Origin of the sequence: Novosphingobium indicum (assembly GCF_014645195.1) — a bacterium.
GTDB lineage: Bacteria > Pseudomonadota > Alphaproteobacteria > Sphingomonadales > Sphingomonadaceae > Novosphingobium > Novosphingobium indicum.
Window position 1 is genome coordinate 201,295 of sequence record NZ_BMLK01000002.1, and the last position, 13,022, is coordinate 214,316.

General features: G+C 63.5%; 10 protein-coding genes. 5 read left to right on the plus strand and 5 right to left on the minus strand.

The features are described 5' to 3' along the window. Positions 1-102 precede the first annotated feature (102 nt). A complete protein-coding gene (locus IEX64_RS02730) occupies positions 103-657 on the plus strand; it encodes a carboxymuconolactone decarboxylase family protein (protein WP_188818233.1) in 555 nt (184 codons plus the stop codon). A 76-nt stretch (positions 658-733) separates the two neighbouring features. On the opposite strand, the gene IEX64_RS02735 is transcribed toward IEX64_RS02730, so the two are convergent. Genes IEX64_RS02735 through IEX64_RS02745 form a run of 3 tightly spaced genes read right to left on the minus strand, consistent with a single transcriptional unit; the run spans position 734 to position 5,732 of the window. Beyond that, positions 734-3,937 carry an amidohydrolase family protein gene (locus IEX64_RS02735; protein ID WP_229710030.1) on the minus strand — a complete coding sequence of 1,068 codons (3,204 nt, stop codon included), beginning with the start codon at positions 3,935-3,937 and terminating at the stop codon, positions 734-736. Then, positions 3,934-5,097 (minus strand): PepSY-associated TM helix domain-containing protein, encoded by a 1,164-nt coding sequence (locus IEX64_RS02740; protein ID WP_188818008.1) that lies wholly within the window; start codon positions 5,095-5,097, stop codon positions 3,934-3,936. Before IEX64_RS02740 ends, IEX64_RS02735 begins: the two co-directional genes overlap by 4 nt. Before the next feature lie 29 nt (positions 5,098-5,126). Then, on the minus strand, positions 5,127-5,732 hold the full coding sequence (locus IEX64_RS02745; protein ID WP_188818010.1) for an FMN-binding negative transcriptional regulator: 606 nt from the start codon (positions 5,730-5,732) through the stop codon (positions 5,127-5,129). Between the two features lie 189 nt (positions 5,733-5,921). Between IEX64_RS02745 and pdxR the strand changes: the two genes are divergently transcribed. From pdxR to IEX64_RS02765, 4 genes are all read left to right on the plus strand, one after another. Next, a complete protein-coding gene (gene pdxR, locus IEX64_RS02750; RefSeq protein ID WP_188818013.1) occupies positions 5,922-7,373 on the plus strand; it encodes a MocR-like pyridoxine biosynthesis transcription factor PdxR in 1,452 nt (483 codons plus the stop codon). A 179-nt stretch (positions 7,374-7,552) separates the two neighbouring features. Then, complete coding sequence (locus IEX64_RS02755) at positions 7,553-9,697, plus strand: TonB-dependent receptor (protein ID WP_188818015.1); 2,145 nt, start codon at positions 7,553-7,555, stop codon at positions 9,695-9,697. 101 nt (positions 9,698-9,798) lie between these two features. Then, a complete protein-coding gene (locus IEX64_RS02760) occupies positions 9,799-10,767 on the plus strand; it encodes an alpha/beta hydrolase (protein ID WP_188818017.1) in 969 nt (322 codons plus the stop codon). A 69-nt stretch (positions 10,768-10,836) separates the two neighbouring features. Next, a complete protein-coding gene (locus IEX64_RS02765; protein ID WP_188818019.1) occupies positions 10,837-11,283 on the plus strand; it encodes a DUF3429 domain-containing protein in 447 nt (148 codons plus the stop codon). Here IEX64_RS02765 and IEX64_RS02770 read toward each other — a convergent pair. Both IEX64_RS02770 and folE read right to left on the minus strand, forming a co-directional pair. After that, positions 11,258-12,241: an NAD(P)/FAD-dependent oxidoreductase gene (locus IEX64_RS02770; protein ID WP_188818021.1), complete on the minus strand. Its 984-nt coding sequence runs from the start codon at positions 12,239-12,241 to the stop codon at positions 11,258-11,260. The genes IEX64_RS02765 and IEX64_RS02770 overlap by 26 nt on opposite strands. 17 nt (positions 12,242-12,258) lie before the next feature. Further along, a complete protein-coding gene (folE, locus tag IEX64_RS02775; RefSeq protein ID WP_229710045.1) occupies positions 12,259-12,870 on the minus strand; it encodes a GTP cyclohydrolase I FolE in 612 nt (203 codons plus the stop codon). Between the last annotated feature and the right edge of the window lie 152 nt (positions 12,871-13,022).

A 13,022-nucleotide genomic window follows, 5' to 3' on the forward strand; every position in this document is an offset into this window, starting at 1 on the left:
GATGTTGATTATCGTTTCATGAGGGAATGGTTAGGTCTCGATTGCAGCCGGGGAAGGCTCCCCGCGCTGAACATCCTAACCCTGATTTCGATGGAGTTTCCTATGTCCCGTATTGCTGTTCCTACCCGTGAAAATGCCCCGGCGGCATCGCAGCCGCTGCTCGATGCTGTCGAAAAGTCGCTTGGCGCCGTACCGAACCTGTTCCGCCTTCTGGCGCTCAGCCCGACCGTACTGGAAGGTTACCTCGGCCAGAATGCAGCGCTCGGGAAGACGCTGGACCTGAAGACCCGTGAACGCATTGCTTTGGCAGTCGCGCAGATCAACGGCTGTGACTACTGCCTTTCGGCCCACACTTATCTCGGCCTCAATCTCGCGCGGATCCATGCCGACGAGATCCTTGCCGCCCGCAAGGGCCGTTCGGCCGACGCCAAGGCGGACCTGGCCGTTTCCTTCGCTGCAAAGGTCGCCAGCGAGCGCGGCCGTGTTGCTCACGCCGACATCGAAGGTCTGCGCAATGGTGGCTATAGCGACGCGCAGATCATCGAGATCGTCGCGCTCGTGGCCGAGAACACCTTCACCAATTTCGTCAACAACGTGGTGGAAACGGAGATCGATTTTCCGGTCGTGACCGCTGAAGACCTCTACGCAGCCGCCTGACTTTTCCGCAGTCAGCACATTATCGGCGGCAGGGAGCAGCAATGCCCTCTGCCGCCGTTTTGCGTGAGCAGGCGTTTCAGTTGGGCGTGGGGTCAGGCGTCGGAAGCCAGAACTCGTTCTGCGCCGGTGAAGGCGAGGTTTGAGGCGCTTTGTCTGCCTCTGGCCACAGGGCGCGCAGCGTCTGTCCGTCATAGAGGAAGCCGCCGCGCATCACGCCCTCGATATCCATGGTCGCATCGATGTCCTCGCGCGGATCGGAGTCCAGTATCAGCAGGTCTGCCAGCTTCCCCGGCTCGATCGTGCCCAGATCGGTGAGCCGGCCTATCGTTTCCGCGGAGCCGGCAGTTGCAGCATGGAGGACCGCTTCGGGCGACATGCCGCCAAGAACGTGGGCCTTCATCTCCCAGTGATAGCCGATGCCGGGGGCTTCGCCATGAGAGCCCATGCCGACCAGCACGCCGGCTTCGGCCAGCCGTGCCGCGTCGCGGGCAATGACCGGGAAGCGCACCTCCGACAGAGGCACGAAAGTTCGGCTCGATGTCAGCATTTCGCGGATTGCATAGGATGGCCAGAAACGACGGAGCTTATCGTCGACGACCGGATCTTCGCGCGCGATGATCCAGTTCATGGCCGGGGAGCCGCTATTGGTGATGCTCAGTGTCGTGTCGTAGCTGGTGCGCATGGCTTTCATCACCGCGATCACGTCATCGCCGAGCGGCGGGGCGGGCAGGGCATGCTCATTGCCCGCATAGCCGTCGAGAATCTGGGTGAGGTCCAGTTTGAGCGCCAATGCACCTTCGGTGGTGGGCATGAAGTGTTGTTCGCGCGCTGCCATGGCCAGCCATTGGCGCACTTCGCGGTCGCCGGTCCGGTATTCCTTGAGATTGGAAAGCCGATACCCTTCCGAATAGCGCCTAAGCACTCTGCGAGCATCGTCCAGCGAGCCGATGCGCACTTTCGAGAAGACGGCGGGGCCGGTCGAGCGTATCCGCGGGCCAAGCACGAGCCCGGCGTCGACCATGCCCTGATAGCCCACATGATCGATGCTCAGTGTTGAGGGATCGAAACTGGTCGTGACGCCATAGGCCAGTCGTGCGCGCAGACCCCAGAGTTCGCTCGACCAGTTGCCGCGCCGGATCTCGCCGATGTGGTCGTGCACGTCGATAAGGCCCGGTATGATCGTCTTGCCGCGGACATCGCGGATTGAGACGTTTGCGGGCAGCGCAAGGGTGCCGCTGGGGCCGACGGCTGCGATCCGGTCTCCAGTGACAAGCACATCGGCGTTGTCGAGAACACGGTCTCTGTGCGCCATGGTGAGGACCCGGGCACCGCGCAGCACGAGCGAATCTGTCGGGACGGTGCGAGGCAGCACTGCTGTCAGCCGCATCTGCGCCGTTTCGGTTGCCGTTGCCGTATCAATGCGGCTCCACAATGTGCCCACCACAGCATCGAGTCTGGTTGGTCCGCTCCACTCGAACCAGTCCGCGCCCAGGCCGGGCAGGACGCGGGCCGGGCTGTCCAGTGCAAGTACATCTACCGCAGTCTCGGGATCGGACGGGCGGGGCAGAACATAGAGCCGGTCGCCAATGGCTGCTGCGATTGTGCTGCCGTCAGGACTGATGCGCATGTCGTCGACCGGCGAATTGCCTTCGACGAAATAGTATGAGGGCCCGGTTACTTTCGCGACGGTCGTCTTCGCGCCGTTGGCCAGATCGATACGAATGAGCCCTTCGCCGCTGAACAGGTATGCAATACCGGCTTCGCCTGTCAACTGAGGGCGCCCGCCGAACTTGCCCCGCGCCATCACACGCGCCGCGTCGGTCTGCAGATCGAGTTCAACCAGTTCGCTGGCGCGGAGCGAGCCGAATTCGAAGAAGTTCTGGCGACGCTCGTCGAGGGCGGAGCGCAGCACCAGCAGATGCCTGCCGTCGGGCGTGAAGACCGGATCGCGGTAGTAGGCCTGGAGCACTGACACGCGGGTCGTACCTGCGCCATCGGCAGAGGCAGTCCAGATCGCGCCGCCGTCCGCTTCAGACCATGTGGCGAAAGCCAGCCGCTTGCCATCCGGGCTCCACGACGGCTGCATCGGCATATCCCTATCGATGGGCAGCCGCCGCGCTTCGCTGGTCCCGACATCCTGCACCCACAGGCTGCCGAGCGCTGCAAAGGCGACATGCTGTCCGTCGGGAGAAGGGGCAGGTTCCATTGCCAGTCTGGATTCAACCGGCCCCGTTTCCTCGCGGATGGCGAAACGCGTCGATGGCGCAACGGCGACCCGCGCGTCGATCTGGCGGGGCAGCGCGTCGGGCCGGGTGCCGTCGGTCGGCTGGCGCTCGAAACGGCCGTCACGGCTCAGCACGATGGCCTTGCCGTCGGGCGTGAACGCCATACCGGGAACCATACCCTGCCATGAAGAGGCCTGCATCGAATCGAGCTGTGTCTGGCCAAGCGCGCTGTCCCTTCCGGTCGCAAGGTCGCGCAGTCGAAGCATGGACTTGCCTTCGCGCCGGGTGACGTAGGCGAGGTGCCGGCCGTCCGGGGCAATGCGGGGCGCGAAGTAGGCTTCCTCCTGTGTGCCGCGTCCACCGGGGCCCGCAATGACCTGCTGTTCCTCGTTCGTCGCAAGATCACGCCGCACGACGGTCCACTTCGTGGGCAGGTCGAATTCGAGCCCGCCGACCCTGCGGGCATAGTAGAGCCATCGACCGTCTGCTGATGCGGACGCATCGAGTGTCGAGCGCCAGCTGTCCCGCGGCGCGTCGGGCGCGGGCTTTACCGGAACCAGCAGGGCAGGCTTGCTGCTCAACGGGAATCGCCAGAGTTCGTAGTTGTTGAGGTCGGGCCGGAAGCGGCTGGCGAATACCGCGCGTCCGTCGGCGCTCCAGGTCGGAGAAACCATGACCGTCTCGTCGTCAAAAGCGGTGATGCTGTGGGCCTGGGACCCGTCCGGCCGTGCGATCCAGACATTTTCCGAACCATTGCGGTCGCTTGTGAAGGTGATCCACCGTCCGTCCGGTGAAAATCGCGGTTGGCTGTCGAAGGCCAGGCCTTCGCTGATCTGCTGTGCTTTCCCGCCGGATGCGGGCATCGTGTAGATATCGCCGAGTACGTCGAAGACGATGGTCTTACCATCGGGCGAGACATCGAGCGAGGACCATGTGGTGCGGTCGGGATGCAGCGTCAGAACGCGTTCGGGCTTCATCGGCAGCTCGGCCGCGGCAGGCAGGGCTGCCATGCCGAGCCCCGCGATGAGCAGGGCCTTCGCAATCAGTCGCGTCATCGTCCGGTTCCGTTCCGTGGCTTTCGCCGCATTACCCGCCCGGGCCGTTTCTTCCACCACAAGTAAATGCCCGTGATGCACATTCCGAAGACAACGAGGCCGGACACGACCACCAGCAGTTCCGTCGGCCAACCGGCGATATGGCCGCTGTGAACAGGGTATAGCCAGCGGAACATCGCGAGGTTGTCGTTGCCGTGATAGGGATCGATCATTTCCGCCAGGCGGCCGCTCCCCGCATCGAAGTAGAAATAGATAGGTCCGAGGTCGTTGTAGCTCAGCACGCCGTTGTCGGTCAGCGTCACGCCGATCCGGTCCGCCGAGGCATCGTAGAGGACACTGGCCGGAAGCCATTGCCCGTTAATGCTGCCGGCGACGGATCGGGCCTCGTCCACGGCTGTTGCGAATGTCAGCGGGCCTTGCCCTTCGGTCGTCGGGAGCATCAGCTCGCGCTCGGGGACAAGGCGATCGACCAGTGGTACGTAAGCCTCTGAGAAGAAGTTCATGCAGACTGAAGTGAGCGCCAGCAGCGTCAGTGGTACGATCAGCCAGAGCCCGAGCGAGCGGTGCAGGTCCATCATCAGGCGCGGGGTAGGGCTGCTAAAGCTGAAGCGCCACGTCCGCTTCCACTGCTTCCAGAAGGCACCGCGCGCGGGGAAGGTCAGATAGACCCCCACGAAATTGCTCACCAGCCAGGTCAGCGCCAGGGCGCCCATGAACCAGCGTCCATAGTCTCCCAGCATCAGCGTATAGTGCGCTTCGTGCAGCAACCGGGCCATGCCGCGCCGGTTCAGGGCAGGTGTGTCCGATCGGCTGGCGACCAGCCTTCCGGTCGCACGGTCGAGAAAGACCTGATCGGTTTCGACCGCCTGATCGACGGGAGCGACGTTTACCGGAATACGGGCATCAGCGGCGACGGTAAGTGGAAAGGAGCGGACCGTGAGTTCGGGATGCCTCGCCCTAAACTGGTCGACCAGCACCGAAACCGGCGGGGCTTCGGTTGCCGCAGGTTGGCGGAACAAGTCTGCATTGAGCGCGGCGTCGAGCGGTCGCAGGTAGACGAGGATGCTGCCGGACAGCGCGGCAAAGGCAAGGAAAACGAGGATGGTCAGGCCGGAGTAGCAGTGTGCCGCCATCCACAAATCGCGTCCCTTTATCGTCATTGTCCTTTCACCCGTTCTCCTATCTCGGCTCAGCGCAGGCGGTCGCGGTTCAATGCGCGAACCCAGCTGCGCATGGCCTCGTCCGGATGCGCTTCCACGAGCTGGCGCAGCACCGCGTCGTCCTCATCCTGTGCCAGCTTGAATGTGGCATCGATGGTCGTGACACGGGCCTCGAAGCCGATGATCGCGCCCAGCATGGCATCGTAGCGTTCGCCAAGTTCAGGAGCGCGCCATGGCTCCTTGCGGCCGGCTTCGCAGGTTTCCACCAGTCGCGCCACTGCAGTTTCGGTCAGCGCCTCGTCGAAACGCACCTCTGCCTCGATGCGTAGGGCAGCATAGTTCCACGTCGGGCCCCAGTTACGCCGGCCGCTGTGCTCGGGTGAGACGTATCCCTGCGGGCCGGTGAACAGGAAGTGGGCCTGCGGCTTGGCGGAGAGCAGCTCGTACAGCGGACGGCGGCGCGACATGTGGCCGAGCAGTCCGGTCAGGCGTCCGTCTTCGTCGTACTGCCCCAGCATGGGCAACATCGTGGCCGTCGTGATCGGCGCAGCTTCGGACAGCACCCAGGCAAGCGGATATTGCGCGACGAGACGGCGCACGTCCTCGTTGCCGTGTTGCGTGAACAACGCGGTCATCCCTGGGCGCTGCCGTCGATAGCAGTCTTGTGCATGCACACGATCACCGGATCTCCGAACTTGCCTGTTTCTTCCCTCAGTGCTCGCGGTTCAGTGGACCCTGTACAAGTGCCAATCGGTGTTAATGGCATGGTCCAATTGCCGACCGGGTGCTAAACCGCCATTGCAACCAGAGGAGATGCACTGCAGATGTTGCGACCCTGGCAGATATCGCTTGGCGCGCGGATCGACCCGGCCCGCGACACGCCGATCTACATGCAGATCATCCACGCGCTGATCCGCGACATCGAAACTGGTAGGCTGGCTTCGGGGACCTATCTGCCAAGCAGCCGCGAACTGGCTGCCGCGCTCGAGGTGAATCGCAAGACGGTCGTGCTCGCCTACGAAGACCTGATCGCGCAGGGCTGGCTATCGACGGAAGGTACCCGGGGGACCGTCGTTTCGCGTTCGCTGCCGACCCCGCCGACGCCCACGGCCGTGGCAGAAGCGATGGCGGAGGATACGCACTACCGTTTCGCTCCACCGCCCGAGCGGCCGCTGGCCCTGCCCGGGGGCGGAGGGATCAAACTCGACGAAGGTGCGCCAGATGGGCGGCTTTTCCCCGCCGACCAGCTGGCTCGCGCCTATCGTTCGGCGGTGCAGCGGGCCTCGCGAACGAACCGCATGCAGTATCGCGACCCACGCGGTTCGCCGCGGCTGTGCGAGCAGATCGCCGAGATGTTGCGATCGCAGCGAGGGCTCAACTTCACGGGGGCCAACATCTGCATCACCCGTGGCAGCCAGAACGGGCTTTTTCTCGCGCTGCAGGTACTGATTCAGCCGGGCGATGCGGTGATCGTCGAGGAGCTTACCTATGAGCCCGCCGTCGCCGCCATTCAGGCGCTTGGCGGCAAAGTCATCCCCGTCCGGCTGGACGAAGGCGGGATCGATGTCGTGGAGATGGAGGCGGCCTGTCGTCGCCATGCAGTCCGGGCGGTGTTTCTTACCCCGCATCACCAGTTTCCCACGACGGTGGCGCTCAGGCCGGAGCGACGTTTGCAGGTGCTGGAGGTCGCACGCCAATTCGGCGTCGCCATCATCGAGGACGACTACGACCACGAATTTCATTTCCAGTCGCAGCCGCTGCTACCCATGGCCGGCTATGCGCCGGGGCAGGTGATCTATCTCGGCTCGATGTCGAAGCTGCTTCTGCCTGCCCTGCGGATCGGTTATCTCGCGGCACCGGAGCCGGTGATCGAGGCCATTGCCCACCGGGTCTCGCTGACCGATGGCATGGGGAATACGATAACCGAAGACACCTGTGCCGACCTGATCGCAAGTGGCGAAGTCAGGCGTCATGCCCGCAAGGCCTGGCGCGCCTATGCGGAGCGGCGAGAGCACTTTGCCGAGCTCTTGCGACGGGAACTGGCGGGGCATGCAGAGTTCACCATGCCCGATGGCGGGCTTGCCTTCTGGGTTCGCTTCGACGGTGACCTCGACTCCATCGAGAGCAGGGCGAGGGAGGCCGGGTTGCGCTTTGCCAGCCATCGCTCCTTCATGGCGCGGGATACGGCGCAAAAGGGGCTGCGGCTCGGTTTCGCCAGCCTCGACGAGGATGAAGCCGAACGCGCGGTGGCGGCGCTGGCGAAAGCGGCCCGCTGAGGGCATCGTGACCCACTGGTCCCTTGCAGAAATCGGATTGGTCCCCTGAACCGTCACAACTTGGATGTTTTGTGCGGACTAGTGTTGAATCAGTGTCGGGCGTACTGGAAGTCCTAGGGAAGAGGATTGGCACCAGCATTCTGCAACAGCGGGGTTGCATCACAGTGAGGGATCGAACCATGTCGACCAGTTCCAAGCGCATTCATCCGGGAGCTGCAGGGGGCAGCCGACTGGCCCTTGCCGTAGCCATGGCGACACTCGCCACGCCGGCGTTCGCGCAGGATGCGAAGGAAATCGTCGTCACCGCGCAGCAGGTGAACGCGACCCACGTCGAGAATGGAGGTTCGGCAGGCGTACTTGGCAACAAGCCGGCCGAAGACCTGCCTTTCAACGTCCGCAGCTTCGATGAGACGTTGATCCTCAACCAGCAGCCCAGATCGCTGGGTGAAGTGCTGGAAAACGACCCGACCATCCGCACGACTTACGGTTTCGGCAACGCAGCGGAGACTTTTGTCATTCGAGGCTTCCAGCTCTACGGAGACGACATCGGCCTCAACGGCCTGTACGGCATCACGCCGCGCCAGCTTATTGCCCCGGAGCTGTTCGAGCAGGTTCAGGTCCTCAACGGGTCCTCGGCTTTCCTCAACGGTGCCGCTCCCGGCGGTTCGGGCCTCGGCGGCAGTGTCAATCTGCTGCTCAAGCATGCGGGGCAGAGGGACCTCAACCGGGTGACGCTGGGCTATACTTCGGACTCGCACTTCGGCGGCAGCTTCGACGTGTCGCGCCGGTTCGGTGACTTCGGCATCCGCATCAACGGCAACTATCAGGATGGCCAGACCGGCATCGACCGGGAAAAGCGCATGACGCAGGTTCTCGGCGTCGGTCTCGACTGGTCTAGCGGTCCGGTGCGCATGAGCCTCGACATGGCCTACCAGAAGGTGCGCGTCGACGATTTGCGGCCCAAGGTCACGATCTACACGCCGGTGGTGCCGCGTGTTCCGGGCGCCAGCGACAACTATTCGCAGGAATACACCTACTCCAAGCTGCGCGATGTCTTCGGCGTGTTCAATCTTGAATATGATTTCGCCGACAACGCCACGATGTGGTTCAAGGCGGGTGCCCGCGACGGGTCGGAGGACGGCATCTATGGCGGCTTCAACCTTTTCGATGCGGCGACCGGCGATGGTTCGGGCAATGCGCTCTACGTGCCGCGCACGGACAACAACGAAGCGGTCGAGATTGGCGCGCGGGCCAAGGTCGGCAGCGCCATTACGCAGGAATTCGTGATCGGTGCCAATGCCAGCTGGCAGGTGAACCGCAACGCTTTTGACTTCCTCTACGGGCCGAATTTTGCCGGCTTCCCAACGAACCTTTACGATACGCCGCAGGTGGACATTCCCAGTTCGACACTTGTCGGCGGCGATCTCGACGATCCCTATCCGATCTCGCGTACGCGCCTCTGGTCGGCCTTCGCCTCGGACACCATCGGGTTCTGGGATGACAGGATCCTGGTGACGGGCGGGCTCCGTCTGCAGACGATCAAGGTCAAGGCTTACGGCAACTACGACGGCGGATTGCTGGCATCGGTGTACGACGATGACGCGGTGACCCCGGTTGTCGGCGTGGTGGTCAAGCCGGTGGAAGGGCTATCGCTCTACGCCAACCGGATCGAGGCGCTGCAGCAAGGCCCGAGTGCGGGCTTTGGTGCGGCGAACTTCGACGAGGTATTTCCGCCTTATGTTTCGACCCAGTACGAGGTCGGCGGCAAGGTCAAGGTCGGCCCGATGTTCGCCAGCCTTGCCTGGTACCAGATCGAGAAGCCCTATGGCTACATCGACAACAGCACGCTGATCTACGCCATCAACGGCACACAGCGGAACCGCGGCGTCGAATTCACGCTGAACGGCGAAGTGCTACCCGGCCTGCGCCTGATCTCCGGCGCATCGGTGACCAAGGCCAAGCTTCTGGCGTCGACTGATCCCAATGCGGGTTCCGAAGCCAAGGGCGTGCCCGACTGGACGGCCAACGCCAATGTCGAGTGGGACGTGCCCTTCGTGCCGGGCTTCACGCTGACCGGCCGTGTGACGCATACCGGCAAGCAGTGGGTCGATGTGGCGAACACGCTTCGTTTGCCGAGTTGGACGGTGTTCAACGCCGGTGCGCGCTATGTCCTTGCTGCCGGCGATGTCCCGGTCACGTTCCGCTTCAACGTCGATAACATCGCGGACAAGCGCTATTGGGCTTCTGCTTACGACGACTTCTCGGCGGCGTTGCTGCAGGGGCAGCCGCGCACCTTCAAGGCGTCGATCTCCGCCGATTTCTAATTATCGTTCCATTCTGACTGGCGAGGCCGGCCTTCGTGCCGGTCTCGCTTTTTCCGTCTTCGCCTGCATTCGGGTAGAAGAGGGCGGCAAGGAAGTTTCCAATGTCCCAGTCTCCTTTTCCGGACGATGACGTCGATCCTGAAATCCGTGCGTGGCTCACGCAGATGTTTGCTGCGTCGGCCGCGCTGGGAGCAGGGCCGGACACGCCCCTCCACGAGCGTCGCGCGATTGCCGAAGAGCAGCGCAAGCCATGGTGCACGGGCGGCCCGGCGATGCATTCGAGCGAGGAGCTGTACATCGGTGATCCTGCTGTCCGCGTGCGTATCCACCGTCCTGTCGAAGCCGAAACGCTTCCGGTCCTGATCTATATGCACGGTGGGGGCTGGACGCTTTTCAGTATCGACACTCACGACCGGCTGATGCGCGAATATGCGGCGCGGGCAGGTGTCGCCGTATTGGGCGTCGACTACCGGCTGGCTCCCGAGCATCGCTTCCCGGCACCTCTGAACGATGTGGCCGGCGTGCTCGATTGGCTGCGTGCCGAAGGGGCATCGCATGGCCTCGATCCGAGCCGCTATGCCATCGGCGGAGACAGTGCCGGAGCCAATCTGTCGCTTGCCAGTGCTATCCGCAGGCGCGACGCAGGCCTTCCCATGCCGCGCGCGCTCCTGCTGAACTACGGGGCGTTCGATCGGAGCGCCCATCCGAGCTACGACCGCTATGGCGACGGCGACCGGTACATGCTCACCGGTCCAGAAATGGACGCCTTCTGGGAGACCTATCTGGGGGAAGGCCCGTCCGACGATCCGCTGTTAGAGCCGCTCGGTGCCGATCTGCAGGGGCTCTGTCCGGCATGGCTCTGTGTGGCGCAGTGCGACATCCTGCTCGATGAAAACGAGGAAATGGCCAGTCGGCTGCAAGCCGCCGGCAATCCGGTCGCATGTCGCATCTACGAAGGCGCGACGCACAGCTTCCTGGAGGCGGCCGAGATATCGGGGCTGGCGGTGCAGGCGATCGATGATGCCTCGACATGGCTTGCGTCGCAGTTGCGGGGGGCCGCAGCGACCTGAGTGTAGCGGCTGGGAGGAATGGCCCAAGGGGCATGTTGTACCTGGCCGAATTTGCGCCATGGTCGCTGCATGACGGTTTCTTCCCTCCCCCGGCCGGTGGTGGTTCTCGGCCTTGCCGGTATCGCTCCACAGGTCTTCTGCCTTGCCGTGGCCCTTTTCTCGCATGACTGGCGCTGGATCGCGCTTGCGGCCGGATGCTTCTACGCGAGCCTGATCCTGTCGTTTCTGGGCGGCATGTGGTGGATGCTGGCGTTGCAGCACAAGGTCTCGGACTGGAGCCCCTATGTCGTTGCGGTCATCCCCAGTCTGGCGGGCTGGGCGGCTGTGCTTCCGTGGTGCCTGGGGTGGACATGGCCGGCACCTGCGCTGGTATTTCTCGCTCTCCTGCTGGGAGCAAGTCCTTTGGTCGACCGGGAATTGTCCCGCCGGTTCACATTCGATCCGGCCTGGCTCAAACTGCGCTGGGTAATGGCGTCGGGGCTGGGCGCGTCTACTCTGCTGCTTGGGCTGAGTTGACCGCTTCGCACGGCAGGTCGCCGATATTGCCGGAAAGGGACCTTGCGACCGTTTCCGCCAATGCGTTACCCGATAGCCAGGCACCCTCTATCGTTGGAGCGCGGCACCAGTCGCCGCATGCACCAAGCCGGCGTTCTTCGTTCCATAAAAGCAGGTCCTGTTCGCCGCGAGGGCGCGCATAGCGCCAGCGATGGGCCTTCAGGAATGTTGTTGGCGGCAGATCGGCGTTCGTTTGCTGGCGAAAGGCTTCCAGAAGGTCGTTTGCGACATCTTTTGCGTCGCGCTCAAGGTTCGGGCGCGACCACGCTGCGTCTGCCTGGATGACCCAGCATTCTCTGTCGGGCCGGTCGGGTTTGGTATTGTCGCGCGCAGCCCAGCTGAGCGGCGGCGAGTCGCTGAGAAAGGTGGTTTCGATATCGAGGGGCTCGGCAAAGCTTGCCATGACTGTCCAGCAGGCGACCGACCGCACCGATGCGGCTTCGCTCGCCATCGCCAGATCGTGCAAGGAGAGCAGCGCCGCGGCTTGCTCGGCAGGGGTCGCCATCAATACGGCATAGAACGGACCTTCTTGGAACCCGTCTCCGGCGACATGCCAGCCGGTATCGTCCCGAAACGTGCGATTGACATGGGTGCGGAAACGGACATCCAGATTGTCGCACATTGCGCCAACCAGCGCGCCCATGCTGGGCGTGCCGACCATGGCCCCGGCAGGACCGGACCACCATCGCGCCAGAACGCCTTCGCGAGTCCACCGGGCCGCTTTGGCGCTGAACAGCGGGTCGCGCGCGACAAGATAAGGCGCGCCGAAATCCCATGCACCTTCTTCGATGGAGAGGCTGGAAAGCCGGCCGCCCGGACGCTTGCCCTTGTCGAAGAGAACCGCGTCGATCTGGTAATCGGCCAGGCGTTCGGCACAGGCAAGGCCGGCTATCCCGGCACCCACAATCGCTACCCGCACAATTGTCAGCTCCTGCCTCAGTCGTTGTTGATGAGGGACAGAACTTCGCGGCGACTGCTGGGATTGTCGCGGAAGCAGCCGAGCATCTTGCTGGTGACCATGTCGACACCATGCGTCCGCACGCCGCGCCCGGTCATGCAGCCGTGTGTTGCCTTGATAACGACAGCCACGCCTTGCGGGTTCAAGCCGTCCCAGATGCAGCTGGCGATCTCGGCGGTCAGGCGTTCCTGGATCTGCAGGCGGCGGGCATAGCCGTGCACCACTCTGGCCAGCTTGGAGATGCCCACCACCCGGTCGGTTGGGAGATAGGCCACCGATGCCGTGCCGACGATCGGAGCGAGATGATGTTCGCAATGTGACTGAAAGGGGATGTCACGGAGCAGGACCACTTCGTCATAGCCGGCGACTTCCTCGAAAGTGCGATGTAGATGGACGGTGGGATCTTCCTCGTACCCGGCGCAGTATTCGCGCCATGCCCGGCCTACTCTTGAGGGAGTATCGACCAGGCCCTCGCGATGCGGATCGTCTCCGGCCCAGCGCAGCAGAGTACGGATGGCGTCCTGCACTTCGGCTGGTACCGGGGCCTCGTCGCTTTCGCATTCGCGTTCGGCCAGCACATGGCCCTGCATGACATTCATGATAGTCCCTTGCTTCAGCTTCGGTGTCGATCGCCGGGAGTCAGGGAGGGAGTTTGCTGTTGGACCGGCGATCGACGTGTCTAGATCTAGCCTTTGCGGCGCGGCTCTGCGATATGGCCGAACGTGAAGTTCCAAGAGGCCGA

Bases quoted from the DNA above. Each gene is read 5' to 3' on its own strand.
- folE (WP_229710045.1), bottom strand. From the start codon at position 12,870: ATGCAGGGCCATGTGCTGGCCGAACGCGAATGCGAAAGCGACGAGGCC.
- pdxR (WP_188818013.1), top strand. From the start codon at position 5,922: ATGTTGCGACCCTGGCAGATATCGCTTGGCGCGCGGATCGACCCGGCC.
- IEX64_RS02745 (WP_188818010.1), bottom strand. From the start codon at position 5,732: ATGACCGCGTTGTTCACGCAACACGGCAACGAGGACGTGCGCCGTCTC.
- IEX64_RS02730 (WP_188818233.1), top strand. From the start codon at position 103: ATGTCCCGTATTGCTGTTCCTACCCGTGAAAATGCCCCGGCGGCATCG.
- IEX64_RS02760 (WP_188818017.1), top strand. From the start codon at position 9,799: ATGTCCCAGTCTCCTTTTCCGGACGATGACGTCGATCCTGAAATCCGT.
- IEX64_RS02740 (WP_188818008.1), bottom strand. From the start codon at position 5,097: ATGACGATAAAGGGACGCGATTTGTGGATGGCGGCACACTGCTACTCC.
- IEX64_RS02755 (WP_188818015.1), top strand. From the start codon at position 7,553: ATGTCGACCAGTTCCAAGCGCATTCATCCGGGAGCTGCAGGGGGCAGC.
- IEX64_RS02735 (WP_229710030.1), bottom strand. From the start codon at position 3,937: ATGACGCGACTGATTGCGAAGGCCCTGCTCATCGCGGGGCTCGGCATG.
- IEX64_RS02765 (WP_188818019.1), top strand. From the start codon at position 10,837: ATGACGGTTTCTTCCCTCCCCCGGCCGGTGGTGGTTCTCGGCCTTGCC.